We start from the raw sequence: 22133 nt of genomic DNA, 5'->3' as shown, positions 1-22133 counted from the left end.
GAGGCACTATTGAGTCATGAAGTGAGCCATCACCTCGGGCACCGAAGTGTCAAATCCCACAACGTCCAACATCCCCGGATCGTTCGGATTCGCAATGCTGAACTCCGTCGCAGTGATTCCAACCACAATCAACTTCGCCGGTATTCCCATCACCTTCCGGTATCTCTCCAACGCCTGCGAAGGATGAATGTTCCCAGCCCAAGTTTCGTTGTCCGTATAAACCACGAACACATCCACAGGGATCTTGTTCTTAGCGGCGTACAGCATCGGCACCGCGCAGTCTGTGCTTCCAAAAGCGTTGTCAGTCGTCACTTTCATCGCATCCTTCAGCGTCATCCCACGCTTCAACGGAAGAGGCCGAAACTCGCTCGCAAAACCAAGCACTGAAACATTCTTCTCCGTCTCCACAGCAACCATCGCCATGGCCGTCGCAACCTCACAAGCGCTAATGGCAGAACCAGCAGCCTTGTAATAGGTCATCGAACCCGACACGTCAATCCCAAGCATCATCCGCTTCCCAGTAGCCTGCACATTGGCAAAAGAAGCGTAAAACGCCTGATCCAATGCGTCCACAATGATCGGTACCGGGTCCCACATTCCGCTTCCACGGAGTCCGCGACCGCTCTGGTACGTCTTCATCGCCATCAACAAAGTCATCGGGTGCACACGCGCTTTCCGCAACTTGTCGTAGTCCATCAACTGCCCGACCACCTTCGCTGTCGCAGAGCTCTGTCTCTCAAGCAACCCGATCTTGGTCATGTTCCCCAAGTTGCGGATCAATGCAGTCATCGGCATGTTGTCCAACAACGCATCCCAAACTTCGGCTTTGGTTAACCACTCAGTCGGTACCACTTCTCTCGGAAGAGCCGCGGAGCGAATGATCTCCGCCACCTGGTCACTCGTCTGAGCAGCCTTCAGCATCTCCATCGCCTGAACTCTCGGCATGTTCGGAGCCTCGCCCTTTCCACAAGCCCACTTGAACAACTCTCCGTGAGCTTCAGAAGCTGGCTTAGGGTGCGACAACCTTAACAAGTCACGGTTCGACCATCCGTTTCTAGACTGGTACTTCACCAACTGATACTCAAGATCCTCCACCGATCGGCCGTTGTACCAACCGCTAATCGCCTTCTTAAGCCCCCGACCCCAGCCTCTCATGTTGTTGCATGCCTCTGCAAACTGGAAAAGGTGAGTTCCAGTTCTGCAAACCATCGGCAACACATGAAGCGCAGCAGCTCTCACTTTCTCATCGCCAAGCGAAGCACAAAGCGCAAGCGTAAACACAGCCGGATCATTCTTGGGAGCACGTCCACCGAAACTAACTTCAACCACCTTCTGGACAACCCGCTCACCGTCCTCATGAATGAGTGCAATGATCTTAGTAGCGCAGTCAAGTGTGAGTTTCGATTCCTTGACGTAATAAGTTCCACCCTCGCTTCCAAGGATCAAGAACCGGTCAAGAACAGCCCATGGATTCAGCGTCCAAACAAAACCACCGGCGTTGTTCGGCACTTGCTCCGATCCTGGGATCGACTGCGACTGAGAGGTCTTCCTCTTATTCCAAATTTTGCTATAGATCATTCCATTCACCTCAAAGTGACAAGCTTCTTGCTTGTCGAGCGGGCTTGCGCAAATCTCTGGCGCAAGGCGGTCAGGTTGAGGGAGCGGGAAGAGAGACTACTTTTGAAGTCCGCCCGCTCCGTGCTGGAGAGGCGGTCCTAAGTAAGCCTTTAGGCTATTTGGAGCGCGTCCCCGGCAGGGGGTTCGTCGTTGGATGACATGGGTGCGAAGCACAGTGCTTTACTACCGAGGCCATACGTGCCCCGATAGATGACTGTTGTGTGTGTGGTTTGCTTCTTCATGTCGATTCCTTTTGTTTTGTTCTTATGTATGAGTAGGTATGCGGTCGATACGAGGACAAGTGAGTGAATCGCCTGCCGATAGAGTTATGCATTTCCTCTAGCGACCTACGATTGCGTTCGGTCCACGCCTTTATAAAATTGCTTCAGTAGACAAATTGTCTGGCTGGATATTTTCGCTAGCCCCACGGCGTTGCAGCACTACTGCAGGTTGGACTTGAACCAACTAACGAAGCCGATAACCCATACCAATCGGTCCACTATTTTTCTGTTCTCAAAGACAAGTGATCTGACTAGCTAAACTGTTGCTCTATCCACTGAGCTACAAGAATCTTCTCAGACTCAAGGCCGGATTCGAACCAGCGACCCACAGCGCGATAACCTAGTCAATCGGTCCACAAGGGACAGTTGAGTCACGTCGGACATTTGCGAAACATCCGAACTATGATTGTTCAGAGCAAGGTTTTGGCCTGGGGCTGTTCATTGGTGTGATAACCCAAACCAGCGGCTCTAAACTTTGTTAGCAGATTTCTCCACCAACAGAGAGAAAAGTATGCGAGACCCTCCCCGGCAATTGCAAGTGGGTCCCACTCCTTTTTCGAAGTTTCTTAACAAAAAAGTCCATCAGGCCGAAGAAAAGCACCTACTCCAGTCGATTCCGGCGCGTTTCGGAAAGCAAAGTGTCAGTTCTGACAAACAATCAGAACATGGGTAGAGCATCAAGGTTCACCACCACAAAAGGGCCGACCATCACAAACTTAAAAGCCTAACGCTTAGCCACAGGAAGAACCGGAATGCTCTCGGTCCACGACTTCAGCGGCACAAACCGCTTGTACCTTGCTTTTATCTTCATGACGATAGATCTAGTGCTCACAGTTGGGATTGCTACAGCGTTTGAATTCCCAATCGGGCTACCGTTGAATCTGAGATAGTTAAGGCCAAGGTGACTTGGTGAGGGGCCAAGCCACTCCATCTCGCGATCCCAAACCACTTCGGATGTTTCAATTGGCACCTCAAATAGAGTTTTGCGGCGCACATTCACGTCGAACACAAACGCGCCCGCCTTTGTCTTTTTGGGAGTGGAAACCTCTATATCCGCAATCCACTTGCAACGGTCGTCAACATGCTCAACCGTTCCTGGAGTAGAAACAGTCATTTTCTCAGGCTTACCCGTCAGACTCACTAAAGGAAACAGAAGAGTCCTTTCATCAGAAATAACATTGACAATAGTCGCCCGGAACTTGAGCTGCCTTGTTCCTTCTGGTGCTATACACGTAATTCCATCCCCATGGTTGTCTAAGTTCTCACTGATAAAACGTGGCCCATCTTTTTGGTATGTGGACTGGATAGGTTCAAGCCGAATCTTTTGATCAGGACCTAAACCTCCAAAATAAGTGATGCTAACGTGCGTTTCGTCATGGCCCCGAATCTGCATCGCTCGAAACTCAGAGTGACTCTTTCGCGAAGGTTCCAAATAGACCCGTGCTTTCGGAATCACATCAATTTGAATGTCCTCAACCTTGCCGGAAGGATATGTGATGTGCAAAATCGGCTTCTCGCCGCCACTGTCGAGTGGCAGAGGAAAGCAAAACCGTTTCGTCCAACTCTTCTTCACCGTCTCCATCAAAGGAGACTCTGCATTCTGAATAATTCTGCCTCCAACACGCGCACTTAGGGCGGCCTTTGCATCTCCCTGATAGGGCAACCCTGTTTTCGCATTCACCGCATGGAGCAGTAAAATACATGAATAATCTCTCCGATCAGTGGCCGAGACTTCAGCAATAGCAGGCTCCCGCAAATCGCACATATTAATCTGCTGAAACAGCACAAGCTTGAAATCATCAGGTGCGACTTTAACCTCATTGTTCCCACTGGAATTGCAGCTGATAACCAAGCAGGCAATCAGAGAAAATGAAAGAACGAGTCGCCAATATTTCTCGCGGGTGTCAAGTCGTCTAGATTTCATAGATACTCAGCCCGGGTATGTACGATCTCGTTAAAGACGCGCTTGCAATGAAGGGAATACACGCCAGCCGAATACCCCTACAAGATCCCGACACCTAGACGTAAATACGACCAAAATTCGTTCACGTACTAGAACTTAGTCTTAATCACGCCACCCGTAGGCTCTTGAACATTCAGCGACAAAGTCGTAGGCCGCCAGTACCCAACAATCTCCGGCACCAACTGAGCCAGCAACGGCTTAACCAAATACCCAATCTTCTTCGAAGGAGGAGACACCCGCACCAGGTTCACCAAAAGACTCCGCTTAGGCAAATCAGACGGAGTCACCTCGCACAGCTTCAATGCCAGTTCAGTCAAGAAGCTCTCCGCATCAGGAATCTTCACTTCAAGGTCTATCGAGGCAGGTCGATCAGCCACCGGCCCAGCCACCAACCCAACAAGGCTGGCCTCAGCAGGGAGCGAGTAACCCTTCAGGATAGAAGAAATGCGTTCCAACTCCTCTGGGTCTGCAAAGTCCCAAGTAGCAAGAACCACCTGAAGCCGATCACTAGGAGTAAATCGCACTCCCTGCCGCTCAATCGAAGCCCGCAGCTTCTTCTGAGTCTCAACCGCAACGGTCAGCGTTGCATCGTCAAGCTCTAGCGCAACAAAGCCTTTCACTTAAGGATTTGTCCTGATGTCGCGCATCCACTTGGCGTGGAAATCCAAGAAAAGACGATTGCGTCCACCAGAGTGAACGGCAAGCCCACGCAAGGTGGGTTGAACGAGTTTGATGTTAGGGAAGTAAGGATCAACACAAATTTCTACATCGGCCACGCTATCCGGATACCCATCGAGCGGATTATTCGCAGCGCGGATATCGGTCACGGCTTGGTCAGGGGTCTTGGCCCAAAGGTTGTCAAGCTCAATCTTGGTGGGGTCAAAGTGGTCAAAGCGCCAAAGCCAGTATCGCGAAGTCCCTTTCTCGGAGACCTGCCTCACCTGTGGCAATTCGGCAATGCCCAATCCACTCAGGCTAGGGCACGTCCATATCTGACCATTCCGAATATACGGATCAAGCACCACAGTCGCCCAACCCCCGCGAGGGTCAGAAGTGGGCCAAGACCAAGTGTCGGTCCCCCGCAGAGAAGCTTTGATATCCCGAGCATCTGGAAATCGATCGTCCGAATCCCCAAGGTACAAAGCAAACCCCGTCCCAATCTGTCGCAACTGCTGCAAGCAAGAAGCTTTCTTAGCAGCCTCCTTGGCGCGGGCGAAAACAGGGAAGAGGATAGACGCTAAAATCGCAATGATCGCAATCACTACGAGCAGCTCAATAAGGGTAAATGCCTGGCGTCGGTTCATTTCGGTCTTTCGTTATTTACGCCAGAAACTCTCAATCCTCTCAACAATTCAGCTGCGATACTGGGGATAAGGTCGGCGGTATCCGACTGCCCCTTGGTAAAGATCGCAAACACAAACTCCCGATTGTCTGGAAGCACAAAGTATGCCACGTCATGGCGCACCGAATCCGTATATCCAGCCTTGGAGAACAACTTAGAACCACTCGGAAGCACTTTGCCAGTAAATTCTCTAGACTGATAACCCGCCGCCTTGTCATCCGCAAGAATCGTTCTGGAGAGATAGTGCCGCATGAAAGAGCACTGAGCAGACCCAACAATCTTGTCCGTCGCAATCTCCGCCATCAGCCGAACACAGGCGTTCGGAGTCAAAGAGTTCCGAAGTTCAAAGTTCTTCCCATAACCCTGCCGCTCGCGCCCATAAGGTCCCTCATTCCAAGTCTTCTGGCAAGCATTCACCCCTTGATAACGCTTCTGAGCAAACCATTCATTCACGGCCTGCCGCTTCCTCATCCATCCCTCCAACTCCTTAGGAGGAAGCTCAGGGCCACCGGTCGTCTGAGTAATCGTCTCCAGCACAAGCCCAGTCGCGTCATTCACCGACTCCACAATCATGTCCCGGACAGCACGCTCAAACTCAGGAGTAAGCGCCAACTTCTTGTGCTCGATCAAATCGCAAGCATAGGCAAGGTAGAACAGCTTCACAACACTGGCCGGATACATAGCCTTCTCACCCTGAAAACTGCCAGAAACAAACGTGTGATGTTGAGGATCAACCTCCGCAACGGAAACACCCAACTGCTCCGCGGTGAGCTTCTTGGACGCAAAACGCACCACAGCCCGATCACACACCGCCTTGGCAATATCAGAAAGTTCTTGGGACGTAAATTCGTGCATCGTGACCGCTGCCAATGCCCACAGAAGCATTTCGCAGGTTTACCACAGTCCAGGTTCTGACAGAATGAAGCGTGGAGAAACGACCGCTTGTTTAAGAGAAGATTCAGAATATCCGGACGAGTCCAAGGCGTAGGCTTTCGCGTCTATGTCCAACAGTTAGCAACAGACGCCGGGCTCGTTGGGGAAGTCTGGAACTGTCTCAACGGCGATGTGGAACTCGTAGCGTGCCACGATCAGGAACTGGTCCTGTACGGCTTAGCAGCAGCACTCTGGCAAGGTCCAGGCAACGTCGAATCCGTCACCTGGGTTCCCGAAGAGTCCTCGGAACAATATGAACGGTTTCGAATCGGCCCAACACGTTAAAATCGATCCATGTCTGCACTCGTGCGCAAAGTTCATAAGGCCCGTCAAAGCGCATCCAAACCGCTCACCCTCGTTCTACTCCATGGTCTAGGCAGCAACGAAGATGACCTCCTCGGACTGGTCGAGTACCTCGACCCACGTCTCACCGTCATCTCCATGCGCGCCCCCCACCAAATGGACAGTGACGGATTCTCCTGGTTCGATGTCGATTGGTCAGATGGCACCTTCAATGTAGACGGACAACAAGCCATCGAGAGCGTAGAAACGATGCAGCAAGAACTGAAAGCCCTCCGAGCAGAATCAGAAGGTCCCCTATGGCTCGCAGGCTTCAGCCAAGGCGCCATGATCTCAATGGGAATCGTCCTCAAAGACCCCACACTCGTTGACGGTGCAGTTCTCATGAGCGGGTTCCCGCTGGAAGATCTCATCCCAAGCGAAGCGCCAGACGGACTCGCGGGCTTTCCAATCTTCGTCCAGCACGGAACCATGGACACCCTCCTCCCAGTCGCGTTCGCCCGAGAAATGGGACAAACCCTTAACCAATTGGGCGCCGAAGTCTCCTACCGCGAATACAACATGGGCCACGAAGTATCCATGCCCAGCGTCCGAGATATGTCGACCTGGCTAAGAGTCCAGGCCGACACCAAACTCGAAAATTAGATGCCAATCGTGTGAACCGGGTTGAGAGTCACTTCTCGGTTCACCTTCTTGTCGTACATCTCTTGGTCAGCCGAAGCAAGTAGGGCAGTAAGGGTCATTCCGTTCTTGCCAAGCTCAGCAAGCCCAAAGGTAAAGTCCGCCTTCGCACCCATCAGAATCGTGGCTCCCCGGAAAAGGTCTTGAGCCGATTTCAGCTCTTTCCGAGCCTGCTCTGGAGTCCGTCCAGGCAGAATCACAATAAATTCGTCTCCACCAGACCGGCCAACAATGCCACCACTCTGGATGCTTGCCGAGAGGTGACGCACCAGCGTCTTAAGAACCTGGTCACCATAAGCATGACCGTGAGTGTCGTTCAACTGCTTAAAGTTGTCGCAGTCAACCATCGCAATACTCACGGTCTGGCGTGTACGGATGGCAGTGTCGATAATCTCACCCGCATACCGCTCAATCCCAATCCGATTGGCAGCACCCGTGAGAGCATCTTTCAAAGCCACTTCATTCGACTGCCGAATGCGCAACTGTTGCGAATGTAGGATCGCCAAAATCGCACTGAGAACCAACAGCCTCAAAACGAAGTTCTGAATCAGCAACGGCGAATCATCATGCCCTCGCTGAACATCAACAAAGATAGCAGCCAAAAGAGTAAGCACCGCAGCACCCGCTCCGGCCCGCGTGCCATGTCGGTAAGTCGCATATCCAACAGGAATCACAAATCCCATGGAAAGCCCTTGGGGCCAGCTGAGAACCGCATCAAGCGCGATTAACAATCCAAGGCTCCATGTAGCGTCGAATAACCCGTTAAGAACGGGCTTAAGGTGGACTCCCAAGTTGACCCTACCGAAACACTTGCTGACAGAGTTAGCAATATCTTCCATCCGATCACCAACCCATAAAAGGGTGTAAGTCCATCTCTCCTTCAAAGAATGACGTCTAGCGTCCACAACCTTAATCATCGTCGGATCACCTGTTTTTCTTTAGGTCCACGAGCCAGAAAGTGAAGAATCTTTGTGAGGTTTTTGAAGCTGAAAGCTGTCAACACGCTCCAGATTTCATCTCGGTATGAACTAGACGGACTAATAGGCGGCTTCAGTAGGCATTCAGTCCTATCGATCCTGCAGAAACGGCGGATTCGCGTGTTACGAAGTTGGTTCTGATCCATGTCTATCGCTCGCTTAAAAAGGATGCAAACGTGGCTCGGTCCTCTACTTCTGATCTTCGGGGCAACATAAAGGTTCCTTCTAAGAAACGTATAGGAAACTGGTAAATAGTTATATACAGATCAGAGCGTCGGAGACCAATAAGCGATTTTCATGTCCCAAGGCATCACGAACAAGATTAGAATCGTATGGAGAGAAAATGAAGCCAATCGGAGTGTTATTAGGAGTCTTACTTGTCACCGCCGCGGTGGTTGCCGGGCGCATGGGCCAATCAGGAACAGTCGTCCCTAAAAAGAACGTCGGGACCAACCCAGGGGGCATCCGCTCAACCTCAAACCCCAAGCCTGCACCGGGTCATCAACTGGCAGCATTCAGCGGCGGCTGCTTCTGGGGCACGGAAGAGCAGTTCCGGCAAATCAAAGGTGTCCTCGCCACAGCAGTCGGCTACACAGGCGGAACCACCAAGAACCCAACCTACGAGCAAGTCTGCACCCACACCACAGGACACGCGGAAACGGTCCTCGTAGAGTTCGACCCCAAGATCGTCACCTACAAGAAACTCCTAAGCGAGTTCTGGACAATGCACGACCCAACCCAGCTCAACCGCCAAGGGCCTGACTACGGCGACCAATACCGCACCGCCATCTGGACATATAGCGCCGAACAACTGAAAGAAGCCAAAGAAAGCGTGAAAGCCCAGCAGAAACGAGAAACAGGCAAGATCGTGACCCAAATCCAACCGGCCGTCACCTTCTATCTCGCAGAGGATTACCACCAGCAGTACGACGAGAAAACAGGACGCAACACCTGCCCAGCTCCCCGCAAATTCAAGGGCGGCTAGTCGCCCGCGTGTGCGGATCTAAAGTGAAATAGAACGTGGCTCCCTGGTTGGGAGCCGAATCAGCCCAAATCCGACCACCGTGACGCTCCACCACGCGCTTCACGGTGGACAACCCAATCCCAGACCCACCAGCGCTAGGTCGCGTGGCCAGTCGCTCAAACGGCTTGAAAATCCTACTCGCCTGCTCATTCTCAAACCCAATCCCGTTATCCTGCAAGTAGTAAGTCACAGCCCCTTCCTTACGAATCGACCCAAACAGCAGAATCAGCGGCTCAGAAGACTTCGCAAACTTCAGCGAGTTTTCCATCAGGTTCTGAATAATCGTACGGCACCACTTCCGATCGGCATAAGCAACCGTGTCAGGCTCATACACAAACTTGGTCTGAGTGCTGTGTCCTACTACCACCTCATCCCAAATCTCCTTCGCCAGCAGCCCCATATCAAACTCAGTTCGCGTGATGTGGATCCGCCCAACACGAGCCAGCCCCAACAGATCATCAATCAAAAACGACATCCGCCGAGCCGCCACAGTCTGCCTCTCAATCAGAGCACTCACCGCTGGCAAAAGTTCGCTTCCGTAATCCTCAGCAAGCACCTGTGCAAACCCTAGGATCGACCTCAAAGGCGACCGGAGGTCATGCGCAACAGCATAGCTAAACTCTTCCAACTCTTCGTTCGCCGCGCGCAGTTCAGCAGTGCGCTCCTCAACGCGCTGGTCCAACTGCTCGTTCGCCTCCCGAAGCTGCTCCACAAGCTCCTCATTCACCAACATCACTGCAACATGGTTAGCAATGATCTGTAGGTACGCAAGATCTGAGTCTCGGAACACCTTGTGCTCGTCGCGAGTATAGAGCCCGACTACACCCATGACACGATCCCCCGAAATCATAGGTGCGCCAGCATAAGAAAGCCGAGAAGTGCTCCCGCTGCTCGAAGATGAGGCATGAAAATTCGCGTCATTGATGCGGATCGGCTGCCCCATTTTAATGAGCTGATCGGAAACATCGCTGTTGGCCCGTAGCTGGTACACCAACTTATCGTCGGGCATCCCATGAAAGGCTCGAAGCTCAAGGAGTTCGCCCTCAAGTTTTCGGATAACGCAAGCATCTGCTTCGAAAGCCTCGGCCGTAATGACACACAAGCTTTCGAGCTGATCACTTAAAGAAGCCGTACTATGCGCCGTTGCAGTGACGCGCGCAATGAGCTCTAAGCGTTTTTCGAGACCGAGGTGACCCTCCTCACCCGAGACAGCATTTCCCATTGATTTAGATGCGTAGGCAGTTTGAACTATATAAAGAGTAACAGACTTTGTGCAATGAGGGGGGAAGTTAAGGAGTTTTCGTCGGATGTACCTAAAACACGGGTTTTTCGGTACTCAAATCTTAACAATTTGAGTCAGAAAGAGCGGAAAAATCTCCATCAAATTTAAATCATCAACGTTTATTACATTTGATCTGAGAAGGGCTTCTTTTCGATAGATTCTGGAAGATGGACAAAGTTATACTGACGCCGTTGGATTAAGAATGAAAAACACATTAACTATCGCACTCCTTCTGTTAATGTCCGCTACTGCGACGCCTTCATCTGAGGGAAAGAACCGCACTCGAGTTAACAAAACCAAAGAATCCATTGCCCGATTCGATACGTTTCGAGAAACATCACTCACATCAGTTGTCCCACAAGGCTGGCTAAGAGAGTTTCTTCTAAGGCAAAACTCGGGACTAACAGGCCACCGAGCAGTTTTGTCCTATCCGTTTGACACCTGTATGTGGGCTGGACAAATCGGAGACCGAGGCACCGGATGGTGGCCCTACGAACAGACCGCCTACCTATCAGATGGAATGATTCGCCTAGCCTACGAACTAGGAAACAAGAAGCTGCTGAGGGAAGTCCACGAGGGCGTCAGCTACGTTCTCGCACATCCAATGGAGAATGGTCGCCTCGGCCGCCCAAACTTTAGCAGTCAGTGGCCACTAGCCGTGTATTTCCGAGTCCTACAGGCCGAATACCTGGCGACCGGTGACCCCAAGGTTCTCGAAGCTTTAAGAAAGCACTACCTCTCCTACACAGTCGAGGAACTGACCAACTCGCACCGCCATATCGTCAACATCGAAGGCATGCTCTGGACCTACGGCAAGACCGGCGATCCCAAACTGTTGCAGTTGGCAGAAAAAGCTTACGCCTGGCATGATCAGCACCCTCCAGATTCAGGTGAAGTGACCATGTCTCAATGTCTTTCAGATAAGAAGATTGTTACTCATGGCGTGACCTACCTGGAAGAATCCAAGTTACCAGCGATCCTCTACGCATACACAGGCAAGAAGCAGTATCTGAATGCTGCCGTAAATGCCATGAAGAAGATCGACCGCGACTACATGCTGCCCGACGGCGTGCCCAGTTCCAACGAGTACCTATCCAGCAAAGACCCCGTGCGCAGCCACGAAACATGCGACATCACGGACTACACCTGGTCAGCTGGCTACCTGCTCATGGCTACCGGCGATGCAACTTGGGCAGACCATATCGAGAAGGCCATCTTTAACGCCGGACCAGGCTGCGTCTCAAAAGACTTCAAGAACCTCCAGTACTTCTCAAGTCCCAACCAAGTCATCGCCACCGGCGACTCCAACGTAAACAACGGAAGCGTAGGTTGGGCCTACGGCGGAAACTGGATGGCTTTCTGGCCATGCCACGACGTGGAATGCTGCGCCGGCAGCGTGCACCGATTTATGCCGAACTACGCCGCTCGAATGTGGATGAGCGGAAAAGACGGTGGAGTAGTCGCGGCCCTCTACGGCCCCTCAACGGAGAAGGTAGCAGTCAACGGCGGAAAGACACCAGTCACCATCACCGAAGCGACCAACTACCCATTCTCCGACACTGTCACATTCTCATTCAGCATGTCCCGCGCAGCCAAGTTTCCCTTCGGCTTCCGCATCCCCGCATGGTGCAGTAACCCGTCGGTGAAGGTCAACGGAAAACCAGTCAGCATCAAGCTCACTCCAGGCACGTTTGCCACCCTCAACAGGCAGTTTAAGAACGGCGACAAGGTCCAACTTCGCCTGCCCATGACCGCAAAGCTAGGCCAATGGGGCGAGTATGGGGTCACCGTCGAGCGCGGTCCGCTGCTCTACGCCTATCCAGTAGCCGAGAAAGTGGCGATCGACACAAAGACCTACCCAACGATGGGCGGTAAGAAAACACCCGATCCAGTCAACTTTCCAGCTCTCGACATCCGTCCAAACGGACCCTGGAACTATGCCCTGGCAGTCGACGCAACCAACTTTGCAAGCAAAGCAAAGGTTGTCCTAACCGGCGCATCTGGCTACCCATACGACCCTGCAACGGTGCCTGTAGTCATCAAGGTCCCAGCGAGAAGAGTCAAAGGTTGGACACTGCGCGAAGGTCGCTACACCCCAGATTTGCCCGCAACAGGCAAATTCGAATGTGAAGACGCCGTCGAGATGATCACTCTGGTCCCCTACGGAAGCACGCGATTGCGAATGACCGTCTTCCCACAAGCGAAGTAGCACCAGAGGCCCTGAATCATCGGAGATTCAGGGCCTCTTTCAACTCAATCCTTGCTGCGCCTAACCGGCTCAGAGTCGTTCGTATACAGAACGACCAACAAACACATCTCATCCCGAGTCCCCTCGCCCCACCAAACGGCCTTCGGCGGAGTGTTCGGATTCCGAGGATTCTTGCTCGAGTTATCAAAAGTCGCAGACACGTTCACACTGAACTTGCCCTCCAACTTGATCGGCTCCTTAAACAAGTACTGCAACTGCCAGTTGAAGTCCCAATCCGCCACCTGGATCAAAGGCACCTCACGCGACTCCTTCTTAACAACAGCCTTCATCGTCCGCCCCAACAGATGCATATGAGGCATCACCCCATAAAGCGTCACCTTATCCGAGGCAAACCTGAAGTCCGCTGAGTGCTTATAATTCGTCTCACCCGCAGGAATCGCCAGATTTCCGTTATCCAGGAAAGCAACATGCATCACCTTCTTAGGCGGCTGCTTGTCAAAGTAAATCCCAACTTTCGAGGAGTCTAACTCCTCCTTGCCCGACTTGTTGTAGTGAACCTGCAACACAATCGTCGCGCCCGGCTTCAACTCAAAAGCCGTATCTTTCGGAGTCGGCACCGTCCGAAACCCAGGAGCCCAAACCCCCAAAATCGTATTCGGAATAAAATTGGGTCCACCCTCAAACGAATATCCCGGCTGCCCATCCTGATGCGACTCCGCATACTTTGCCGCCATCCCAGTGGTATCAACCCAAGTGATGATGTGATGCACCACGCGCTTGTTATCAGGCCTAGCCTCAGCCGCCCGAACCCATCGAGATTCCTTAAAGTTGGTCTTCACCAGGAAGTAACGATAAACATCCTTCCCCTCAGCAGCCAGCTTATAAGGCTTCTGCAACCCAACCACCATATCCGGCTCACCCAAAGACCAACCAACCGGAAACTTGGGAGTAGCAGGCACCCGCTTAGGATTCCCTTGCGGCGCCCCCAGCTCAGCCCACTTTGCTAATGTCGCCGCATCAGCTTCAGAAATCCGCGCGACATCCTTAAACTCACCAAAATGATCCACCGCCCGCCAAGGCGGCATCAGCTTCTTAGAGGTGACCTCAGCCACCATCTTGGACCACTTCTTGGCATTCTCATAACCCACCAGCGAGAAAGGAGCCACCTCGCCAGGTCGATGACAAGAAACGCAGTTCTTATTCAGAATCGCCGCAACCTGCCCAGAATAAGTCGGCTTCACAGCCTTCTGCTCAGGAAGAACAGCCCCCAAACCAGCAACGGCAGACACACCAATCAGAGCAAGCACGGCTTTCATAAACGATCTATTTTAGAAGGAGAATCAAGAGGACGCCGAAAGGTCCTGGGCTGGTGCAGAAACACTTCCAACCGGAAGCCGAACCGTAAACGTAGAACCCCGATTGAGCGAACTCTCAACAGCCACCGCACCACCGTGAGCCTCCACAATGTGCTTCACAATGCTCAGCCCCAGCCCAGTGCCACCCGTATTCCGACTCCGGCCTTTATCCACCCGATAAAACCGCTCAAAAATCCGGCTGATGTACTCACTCGCAATCCCAATACCCGTGTCCTTCACCTGAACAATCACAAGATCACCCTCAGGCCGCATCTCCACACAAACCTTTCCTTGAGTCGTGTAGTTAATCGCGTTGTCCACCAGATTCAAAGCAACCTGCGTCATCTGCGCAGTGTTCGCCTCAATAATCACATGCTGAGGCCCCGTAAACTCCAGCTTCAACCCCTTGTCCTCAGCCTTCAAAGTCAACTGCTGAAGCACAGACCGAAACACATCAGAAAGGTCACAAGACTGCTTCCGAACCGGATTCGACTCCGCAGCACTCAAAATCAACAGATCCTGAGTAATCGTCGACAACCGATCCACCTCACTGATCACGCGGGGAAGATACCGCTGAAGACTCTCCAACTCAGGAGGATCCTCGTCCAACAAAGTCTCGGCGTAAGCCCGAATCACAGTCAGAGGCGTCCGCAGCTCATGAGACACATTCGCCACAAAGTCCTGCCGAACCCTCTCTAGCCGACGCAAATCCGTGATCTCGTAAATCGAGAGAAACACCCGCCCCGAACTCTCGCTGCTCCAAGCCTTCGCAAGCCCCACCCGCTCCTGAGGGTACGTAAAACCGATCTCCTGCCGCAAAGAACCACCGTCCCGACTCACCGTCCGAACGAGCTGCTCAAGATCATAAGAAAGCGTAATCGCCAAAACGTTCTTACCAACCAGATGGTCGTGACCAAACATCTCGCTGGCCCTGCGGTTGGCATAGATGATCGACGCACGATCGTCGCAGATAAAAACCGCGACCTCAAGACCATCTGCAAGCGCGTCAATCGCCCGCCGCTGCTCCTCAACCTGCGCCAACAACAACTCGCGATTCGAATGGTTCTCAGAAACCTCGTCCTGAATCTCAGAAAGAAGACTATGAAGCTTCAGAGCACTCGCCACAAAAATCGCAGCTCCGGCCACAAGAATCCATCCCGAGTTCATCCTCAGAACTCCGGAAAAAACGGCAACAGCCAGACAAGCCATGCAGGCCGCTGACACATAACAAAGCCCGGTTGCCCAGTTCGTCGCTCGACTAAGCACGTTCTAATGACGTTGAACCTAACCGGTAAGACTCAATCTTCTTATGTTAAGGTTTCATCCTGCGCCGTTAAGCGCCGATCAGACGTCTCTAATCAGAATAGGCAGTATGAAAAGAGTCGAAGCATTCATTCGAGTCAACAAACTCGAAGAGGTCAAAGAAGCCCTAGAGGGTGCAGGCATCCGAGGCATGAGCTGTGAACAAATTCGCGGCTACGGCAGACAACTAGGCAGAACAGATAAGTATCGAGGAAGTACCTACGCAGTCAACCTCCTCCCCAAAATGCGAATCGAAGTCTACGTAAAAGATGAAGAACTAGACGACGCCATCGAAGCAATCTCCACCGCAGCACAAACCGGCGAGATAGGCGATGGCAAAATCTTCATCAGCGAAGTCATCGAAGCAATCCGAATCCGCACAGGCGAACGCGGAGACGCCGCCCTAAGCTAGACCCATCAGTGGCACAGTTCAAAAACTTCTCAATGTGGCGTGGTCGCCTGCCTCACTGGCGGGCAGACGACGTCACCTACTACGTCACCTTCCGCCATCGTCGCCCACTCGATGATGGCGAAAGAACCCTACTCCTCCGCTCCCTCATCAGACCCGACGGCAAACGTTGGGATCTTCTCATCCTCTGTATCCTCCCAGAAGCCACAGAGATGATGTTCAAAGTCAAAGAAGCCCCCGACGGCCAACCCTACGAACTTTCGAACATCATCGAAAAAGCCAAGGCAAAAGTCGGAAGACAGATCATCAAAAAGACCGGCGAACGCTACTCACCCTTCTATGAAGAGAGCTACGACCGTATCGTCCGAGACGAATCCGAACTAGAAACCCGCTGGTTATCCATGCTCGATTCCCCCGTAACCGCCGAGCTCGTAGAAGATCCCGACGACTACCAACAACTCTGGGTCTCCGGAATCTCCGAACTAGACGCCTAAGATTCGTGCTCCCGAACCCCCCGGAAGTCCCATTCTGCTGGAACTTATCGTGTACAATATCTGTATCATTCTAATGTGAGTGCAAGGGACTCAAGTCTTTTGCTTCCAGGAATATAAGAATTAAAGAGGAAAATGGGAAAAACAGTAGGAATTGACCTTGGAACTACCAACTCGGTAGTCGCAGTAATGGAAGGTGGCGAAGCTGTTGTCATCGCAACAGCTGAGGGATCACGCACCTGCCCCAGCGTTGTAGGCTTCAAAAACAACGGCGAGCGTCTCGTCGGTATCACCGCAAAGCGACAGTCTGTCGTGAACCCAGACAACACGATCTACTCGATCAAGCGATTCATGGGCCACACCATGTCCGAGGTCGCCTCCGAGCAGTCACGCATCGGATACAAGATCAAATCGGGCAAGAACAACCAGGTCGTCGCGCACGTACCTGCCCTAGATAAGGACTACACCCCTGAAGAGATCTCCGCAATGATCCTTCAGAAGCTCAAGACAGACGCTGAGGCATACCTCGGCGAAACCGTTGACCAGGCAGTCATAACCGTACCGGCCTACTTCAACGACAGCCAGCGAACAGCCACAAAGAACGCCGGCGAGATCGCAGGACTCAACGTCCTCCGAATCCTCAACGAGCCAACCGCTGCAGCACTCGCATACGGTCTCGACAAGAAGACCGAAGAGAAGATCCTCGTATTCGACCTGGGTGGCGGTACCTTCGACGTCTCCATCCTCGACGTTGGCGAAGGCGTCTTCCAAGTAGAGTCCACCGCAGGCGACAGCCACCTAGGTGGAGATGACTTCGACAACATGATCGTAGACTGGCTCGCATCCGAGTTCAAGAAAGATCAAGGCGTCGACCTCCTCAAGGACAAAGCCGCCGTACAGCGACTCCGAGAAGCAGCCGAGCGCGCCAAGATCGAACTCTCCACGCAGATGTCCACTCAAATCAACCTGCCCTACATCACGGCAGTTGATAACGAGCCAAAGCACCTCGATCTCTCCCTCACAAGAGCCAAGTTCGAAGACCTCACCAGCGGTCTCATGGAGCGCATCAAGGGTCCGTTCGAGCAGGCTCTCAAAGACGCCAAAATCGAAGCCGACGATATTAAAGAAGTCGTCATGGTCGGTGGCTCCAGCCGAATGCCTCAGGTCCAAGAACTGGTCCGAAAGCTAACTGGTAAGGAACCAAACCGATCCGTAAACCCAGACGAAGTCGTTGCAGTCGGCGCAGCCATCCAGGCTGGAATCATCGCCGGAGACTTCGGTAAGGACATCGTCCTTGTAGACGTCACCCCACTCGGCCTAGGCGTAGAAACCCAAGGCGGAATCTTCGACAAGCTCATCGACCGCAACACCACGATCCCTACCAAGCGAAGCCGAATCTACACGACAGCTGCAGACAACCAGCCAGAAGTAGAGATTCACATTCTGCAAGGCGAGCGACCAATGGCACGCGACAACAAGAGCCTCGGCCGATTCCACCTAGCCGGAATTCCACCCGCACCAGCCCGCGTTCCACAAATCGAAGTCACCTTCGACATCGATAAGAACGGAATCCTAAACGTCAGCGCGCAAGAGAAGGGAACAGGCTCCAAGCAAAGCATCACCATCTCCGGCAGCGGCAACCTCAATCGAGACGAAATCGAGCGAATGGTCCACGAAGCCGAGATGAACGCCGAAGCTGACCGCAAGGCACAAGAACTCATCGAGCTCAAGAACAAAGCCGAAAGCCTAGCCCTAAGCTCCGAAAAGTCGCTGAAAGAACTCGACGAGAACGACGTCGACGAAGCAACCCGCCAAAGCGTCACCGAAAAAATCGAAGCCGTCCGAAAGGCCGTCACCGGTTCAGACGAAGACGAAATTCAGGCAGCCTACAACGCCCTGGAAAGCGAGTTCCACAAGATCAGCGAGAAGCTCTACCAAAAGAGCGCCGCAGCAGCAGACGCCAGCGAACAGCCAGGCGAAGCAGCAACCTCCAAGAACGAAGACGTCATAGACGCCGAGTTCAAAGAAGAAAAATAACCCCCACTCCGAGCCCTTTCCTTTCGTCCGCGAGAGGAAAGGGTTGGGATAGGAGAGTCCGGTTGCCTACTAAGCACCAGGAACCTCCACTCCGAGATTTTTTCGTCCCCGAGAGGACACGGGTTGTGATACGAGAGTCCGGCTGCCTAGCAAGCCACCAATCCATACCGAAACCCAGGGCAAAAGGACTAAGTACTTGCCAACTTCCCACCCAACTCCGTAACCTAAAGCCCATAGATGCTCAACAAAACGGATGGAGCAAAACAGCGTGCCCGCAAGCTCAGATCAGAAATGAGTGTGAGCGAGCAATGGTTCTGGGAAGCAGTCCGTCGAGACAGACTCGGCTACAGATTTAGAAGGCAAGTCCCAATCGGCCCCTATGTCCTCGACTTCTATGTTCCAGCTGCCAAGCTTTGCATCGAAATAGACGGAGAACAACACGCCGAACGCGCATTGCAAGACTTAAAGCGAGACGCATACCTCAACGAACTCGGAATCCAAACAATCCGAATTCCATCCCTGGATCTGTTCAACAAAGATGAAGACCGCTACACCTATTGGCTTCAAGAAGTAAAAAGAGCCTGCGCCTCCAGATCCCCAAACCAATAACCTCCACTCCGAGCCCTTTCCTTTCCTCCCGGAGAGGAAAGGGTTGGGTTAGGAGAGTCCGGTTGCGTAGTAAGCACCCGGAACCTCGACTCCAAGATCTTTTTATCGCCCAGAGTAAAGGGCTCGGAATAGAGAACCCGATTACCTTGTCAACCGCCGCGAACAGCTGCGCTTCATCACCTTTGAACAAGTCATGGTCCTCCGATCCGACAGGTGCAAACATGCCAGAAAGGATATCGGAACCCATAAACGAACACAAAAAAGCCCCCGCGTCACCGCGGGGGCAAAAAGAACTAATCAGCCTTCGCGGAGATCCCAAGCTCACCAAGAGCCTTCACAATCGCCGCTTCGTTACCCGAACCGACAATCGACTGATGGATCTTCCCATCCTTATCAATCACAAACATCGTCGGAATCCCAGACACCCCAAACTTAGACGCCGCAATGCTCGTAGCCTGATCATGCCCAGCCTTGTCAAAAGCAAAGGTGAAGCTGTACTTGGTGCCCGAGTTCTTCTCAATCCAAGCATCAAACGGAGCCTTCGCATCAAACACGTTCAAGCTCAGCACCACAACACCCTTCGACTTAACCTGGTCGTAAATCTTCTGCAGACCAGGCATCGAAGCCTGGCAAGGTCCGCACCAGGTAGCCCAGAAATCAAGAAGAACAACCTTCCCCTTGAAGTCACTCAGCTTAAGCGGCTTCCCATCAGGTGCCTGCGCAACGAAGTCAGGCGCAAGGGTTCCGTTCGCCGCCAACTTCAATGATGGAGTGGGTGCGCCCTGACCCGATGCCACCTTCCCAGGAGCCTCGGAAGGCAACAGCAAAAGCTCGCTTCCGCTCGCAGAAGGAGATGCATCCCACCACTTACCACCTAGGAAGAACGGCGTGTCGATGCGGAAATGCTCGGTCTGAAAAGCATCCTTCCCATCAACCTGAGTCTTAGCGCCCGAATAAGAACCGTCTCCGTCAACATCGATAAACAGATCGACCGGTCTGCGTGTTCGGTCTGTGTGCTTCGCCACGGTAAAGATCCCATCGCCAGTGTTCTCAGCAAGAAGAATGGAGTAGGTCTTATCCCCGATCTGCACCTTCCCAGACCGAACAGCAGTCTTCGTAAAGCCCAATCGGGTGTCGCCATCGCGCTTGTACGCAAACAGACTGTAAGTCCCCGACTCTTGCTCCTGAACAGGAGTCCCGTAAGAAGCATGCAGCGAAATCGACTTGTTGTAGCTTGTAATGCCATCCGTCTCACGGCTTTCGTCCCACTCTGGGCTGCCGTCGTCCGTCAGGTCACCGTTCTGATTCAGGTCCACATAGATGCGCCCCTTCTGCCCCTTGATCTCATCAATGGCAAAGTAAGTGACACTCTTAGGGCCATTCCCAGCTACAAACGCTCCGTACAAAGGCTTGCCACGATAGGCTGGCTCCTTCAATATTCCAGCTGGCTTCGTCTCAACAAGACTAACAGCACTTGGGATGTAGCCAAGTCGGTTCTTCTTTAAGAACTCCATGTTCAAGACATTCGGCACGAGCTCAAGGCTCGCCTTAACAATGCTCCCGCCTGGAGCATTTCCAGCAACTCCGGCAGGCTTGATACCAATAGGTCGAGCTGCAACCTGACCACTGGCCTGGAAGGCCATTGCCAATGCGAGCAATGCCGCGGTGCTGTAAGAGGCGTTCTTAGTTTTCATTTTTATTTTCACTTGGTGTTGTGGAGATTGTATCAAGGTGGGGACTGTTCTGCTTCGGCCTCTTAGACAATATTCTTGCAAAACGTGCGCGAAGCTCCGGAGTCCCACTCGTCCCCATCTCTCTCTGGATGGCATTGGCAATGTAAGATCGGTCCGCAGGAGACTCGACCGTTTCAAGTTCATCCAGCGCCTTAGCAAGACGGCGCTGGATTTCAGCTTTCGGAAGTGGCGTAACAGATAAAGGAATATCAGAGGGCATAAAACGGCTAGCGATGAAAATGCTAAGTCCAACAACGGAGATCAGACCCGCAACCACAGCCGCCTGTTTCACTTGTTAACTTCACCCTGGAATTGAGCTGGAGAAGATCCAGCCAACTTTTCAAATCGCTGTTTCTGCTCTTCAGTGCCGTTCGTCTGCACATCAACTGCAAGCGACCCCTGAAGGGAAGCACGCTGATCCGCAGGTGCAGACTCGAACTCAGTCAGAGCCTTGTCAATCCGCTTACCAATCTCGGCTTTAGAAAGCGGAGTAACAGAAGTGGAAGGTGCTCCCCCAGAGCACCCACCAGCAAGAGCAAGGGCCAGCACAGCCAACCCCAAAAGCAATCCCTTTGCCATTACTTAACCAAAGCTCCAGCAGCGGTCGAAATCGCACCGCTCTTCGCATAGTAGTAGTAGCGTGTGGTCGGATCACTAGGCGATGCACCCGGCTTCAAGATGTCCCCAAGCCCCAGTGTCTTCAACTGTGCGGCCGTAGCAGCATAGTAATCATAGTCATGAGGGGTCACCACAGCACTCTTCGCATGACCGTCCACCCAAGCCACATTCGCCCGACCAGACTTCCGAGCATGAGCAAACGGAAGCGTGTACTTGTCAAAGCCCGTGTTGCCACGGAAGTTACCGTCGCTCACGCTCGTCTCAGCCACCGTTCCACTGCTCGCATCAAAGTAAGCAGCATCGCTAAACAGAATCGTCTCAGCAGGCTGAGAGAACTCTGTCAAGCTGGACTTAATCGCGTTCGGATTAACGCCAAAGTCCAAAGGTGTGAAACGTGGGCCACCCTTGCTGCTGAACGGAAGTGCGTAAATCGACCCATTCACACCGAAAGGGATGTACCAGAAAGAAGGCTGCTTCAAATTCACCTGCGGATCATGAGTGATCCCCTCGCTCTTGATATAAGGCGACACAGTCCCAGTCGCATCATAAGTGTCGGCTTTGGCAGGATTGATCGAGTAGCTGGGAAGGTAATAAGTAGACCACCAGCTCTGGAAGGTCAACTCCGTGATGCTAAATCCCCGGGCACCAGGAGGAGTCTGGTCATCCGAATCTCCCGCATACATAATCCAAGACAACCCAACCTGCTTCTGATTAGAAAGCCCAGCCGTCGCCTTGGCAGCAGCCTTCGCCTGAGCAAAAACAGGGAAGAGGATCGCCGCCAGGATCGCAATGATCGCAATAACTACAAGAAGTTCAATAAGTGTAAAAGCTTTTCTAGAGATCATTTCATTTCCCGAGCGACGTGTGCCCGGTTCCTTAGAGGGAGATTATGCGTTTAATTGAACTCAAAAGTTAATAGTTGATCAACTAAATAAACTACACGAACCGATTTTGTCATTGTAATGCTATT

22 protein-coding genes are annotated in these 22133 nt (G+C 52.6%); 8 read left to right on the top strand and 14 right to left on the bottom strand.

Features of this window, described 5'->3' with window-relative positions; translation table 11 throughout:
- Positions 1–6 precede the first annotated feature (6 nt).
- The 6 genes from ACZ51B_RS01980 to ACZ51B_RS01955 all read right to left on the bottom strand — a co-directional run bounded on the left by ACZ51B_RS01980 (position 7) and on the right by ACZ51B_RS01955 (position 6088).
- Complete coding sequence (locus tag ACZ51B_RS01980) at positions 7–1578, bottom strand: TROVE domain-containing protein (RefSeq protein ID WP_464295555.1); 1572 nt, start codon at positions 1576–1578, stop codon at positions 7–9.
- A gap of 149 nt (positions 1579–1727) precedes the next feature.
- Positions 1728–1859, bottom strand: a complete 132-nt coding sequence (locus tag ACZ51B_RS01975; protein ID WP_464295554.1) for a hypothetical protein — start codon at positions 1857–1859, stop codon at positions 1728–1730.
- A 763-nt stretch (positions 1860–2622) separates the two neighbouring features.
- The gene (locus ACZ51B_RS01970; protein ID WP_464295553.1) at positions 2623–3822 is read right to left on the bottom strand and encodes a hypothetical protein; all 1200 of its coding nucleotides are present in this window, start codon (positions 3820–3822) and stop codon (positions 2623–2625) included.
- Positions 3823–3950: 128 nt separating this feature from the next.
- Positions 3951–4481, bottom strand: coding sequence for a hypothetical protein (locus tag ACZ51B_RS01965; protein ID WP_464295552.1), 531 nt, complete (start codon positions 4479–4481; stop codon positions 3951–3953).
- Positions 4482–5165 (bottom strand): prepilin-type N-terminal cleavage/methylation domain-containing protein, encoded by a 684-nt coding sequence (locus ACZ51B_RS01960; protein WP_464295551.1) that lies wholly within the window; start codon positions 5163–5165, stop codon positions 4482–4484. It lies immediately after the preceding gene.
- Entirely contained in the window at positions 5162–6088 is a 927-nt protein-coding gene (locus ACZ51B_RS01955; RefSeq protein ID WP_464295550.1) for a serine hydrolase, read from the bottom strand. The genes ACZ51B_RS01960 and ACZ51B_RS01955 overlap by 4 nt, the downstream gene beginning before the upstream one ends.
- Before the next feature lie 57 nt (positions 6089–6145).
- On the opposite strand from ACZ51B_RS01955, the gene ACZ51B_RS01950 reads away from it, so the two are divergent.
- Both ACZ51B_RS01950 and ACZ51B_RS01945 read left to right on the top strand, forming a co-directional pair.
- Positions 6146–6421 carry an acylphosphatase gene (locus ACZ51B_RS01950; RefSeq protein ID WP_464295549.1) on the top strand — a complete coding sequence of 92 codons (276 nt, stop codon included), beginning with the start codon at positions 6146–6148 and terminating at the stop codon, positions 6419–6421.
- A gap of 9 nt (positions 6422–6430) precedes the next feature.
- A complete protein-coding gene (locus ACZ51B_RS01945; RefSeq protein ID WP_464295548.1) occupies positions 6431–7081 on the top strand; it encodes an alpha/beta hydrolase in 651 nt (216 codons plus the stop codon).
- Here the strand turns inward: ACZ51B_RS01945 and ACZ51B_RS01940 are convergent.
- Positions 7078–7848, bottom strand: coding sequence for a GGDEF domain-containing protein (locus ACZ51B_RS01940; protein WP_464295547.1), 771 nt, complete (start codon positions 7846–7848; stop codon positions 7078–7080). The genes ACZ51B_RS01945 and ACZ51B_RS01940 overlap by 4 nt on opposite strands.
- 589 nt (positions 7849–8437) lie before the next feature.
- Here ACZ51B_RS01940 and msrA point away from each other — a divergent pair.
- On the top strand, positions 8438–9079 hold the full coding sequence (msrA, locus tag ACZ51B_RS01935; protein WP_464295546.1) for a peptide-methionine (S)-S-oxide reductase MsrA: 642 nt from the start codon (positions 8438–8440) through the stop codon (positions 9077–9079).
- Here the strand turns inward: msrA and ACZ51B_RS01930 are convergent.
- Positions 9066–10340: a sensor histidine kinase gene (locus tag ACZ51B_RS01930; RefSeq protein WP_464295545.1), complete on the bottom strand. Its 1275-nt coding sequence runs from the start codon at positions 10338–10340 to the stop codon at positions 9066–9068. The genes msrA and ACZ51B_RS01930 overlap by 14 nt on opposite strands.
- 262 nt (positions 10341–10602) lie before the next feature.
- Between ACZ51B_RS01930 and ACZ51B_RS01925 the strand changes: the two genes are divergently transcribed.
- Positions 10603–12609, top strand: coding sequence for a beta-L-arabinofuranosidase domain-containing protein (locus ACZ51B_RS01925; protein ID WP_464295544.1), 2007 nt, complete (start codon positions 10603–10605; stop codon positions 12607–12609).
- Between the two features lie 44 nt (positions 12610–12653).
- Here ACZ51B_RS01925 and ACZ51B_RS01920 read toward each other — a convergent pair whose 3' ends face one another.
- Positions 12654–13925: a monooxygenase gene (locus ACZ51B_RS01920; RefSeq protein WP_464295543.1), complete on the bottom strand. Its 1272-nt coding sequence runs from the start codon at positions 13923–13925 to the stop codon at positions 12654–12656.
- Positions 13926–13949: 24 nt separating this feature from the next.
- On the bottom strand, positions 13950–15131 hold the full coding sequence (locus tag ACZ51B_RS01915) for a sensor histidine kinase (protein WP_464295542.1): 1182 nt from the start codon (positions 15129–15131) through the stop codon (positions 13950–13952).
- A gap of 205 nt (positions 15132–15336) precedes the next feature.
- On the opposite strand from ACZ51B_RS01915, the gene ACZ51B_RS01910 reads away from it, so the two are divergent.
- The 4 genes from ACZ51B_RS01910 to ACZ51B_RS01895 all read left to right on the top strand — a co-directional run bounded on the left by ACZ51B_RS01910 (position 15337) and on the right by ACZ51B_RS01895 (position 18812).
- Positions 15337–15678 carry a P-II family nitrogen regulator gene (locus ACZ51B_RS01910; protein WP_464295541.1) on the top strand — a complete coding sequence of 114 codons (342 nt, stop codon included), beginning with the start codon at positions 15337–15339 and terminating at the stop codon, positions 15676–15678.
- An 8-nt stretch (positions 15679–15686) separates the two neighbouring features.
- Positions 15687–16169: a hypothetical protein gene (locus ACZ51B_RS01905; protein ID WP_464295540.1), complete on the top strand. Its 483-nt coding sequence runs from the start codon at positions 15687–15689 to the stop codon at positions 16167–16169.
- Positions 16170–16301: 132 nt separating this feature from the next.
- Entirely contained in the window at positions 16302–18203 is a 1902-nt protein-coding gene (gene dnaK, locus ACZ51B_RS01900) for a molecular chaperone DnaK (RefSeq protein ID WP_464295539.1), read from the top strand.
- Positions 18204–18440: 237 nt separating this feature from the next.
- Positions 18441–18812, top strand: coding sequence for an endonuclease domain-containing protein (locus tag ACZ51B_RS01895; protein ID WP_464295538.1), 372 nt, complete (start codon positions 18441–18443; stop codon positions 18810–18812).
- A 293-nt stretch (positions 18813–19105) separates the two neighbouring features.
- On the opposite strand, the gene ACZ51B_RS01890 is transcribed toward ACZ51B_RS01895, so the two are convergent.
- From ACZ51B_RS01890 to ACZ51B_RS01875, 4 genes are read right to left on the bottom strand one after another with little or no spacing between them, the layout of a single operon-like run.
- Entirely contained in the window at positions 19106–20506 is a 1401-nt protein-coding gene (locus tag ACZ51B_RS01890) for a TlpA family protein disulfide reductase (RefSeq protein ID WP_464295537.1), read from the bottom strand.
- Positions 20496–20837, bottom strand: coding sequence for a hypothetical protein (locus ACZ51B_RS01885; RefSeq protein ID WP_464295536.1), 342 nt, complete (start codon positions 20835–20837; stop codon positions 20496–20498). The genes ACZ51B_RS01890 and ACZ51B_RS01885 overlap by 11 nt, the downstream gene beginning before the upstream one ends.
- Positions 20834–21124 carry a hypothetical protein gene (locus ACZ51B_RS01880; protein ID WP_464295535.1) on the bottom strand — a complete coding sequence of 97 codons (291 nt, stop codon included), beginning with the start codon at positions 21122–21124 and terminating at the stop codon, positions 20834–20836. The genes ACZ51B_RS01885 and ACZ51B_RS01880 overlap by 4 nt, the downstream gene beginning before the upstream one ends.
- Positions 21124–22008, bottom strand: a complete 885-nt coding sequence (locus tag ACZ51B_RS01875) for a prepilin-type N-terminal cleavage/methylation domain-containing protein (RefSeq protein WP_464295534.1) — start codon at positions 22006–22008, stop codon at positions 21124–21126. Before ACZ51B_RS01875 ends, ACZ51B_RS01880 begins: the two co-directional genes overlap by 1 nt.
- Positions 22009–22133: the final 125 nt, after the last annotated feature.

Source organism: Fimbriimonas sp. LA-C6 (assembly GCF_055398105.1).
Note: the sequence above shows the minus strand (reverse complement) of the source record. Positions and strands in the feature narration are given on the sequence as shown.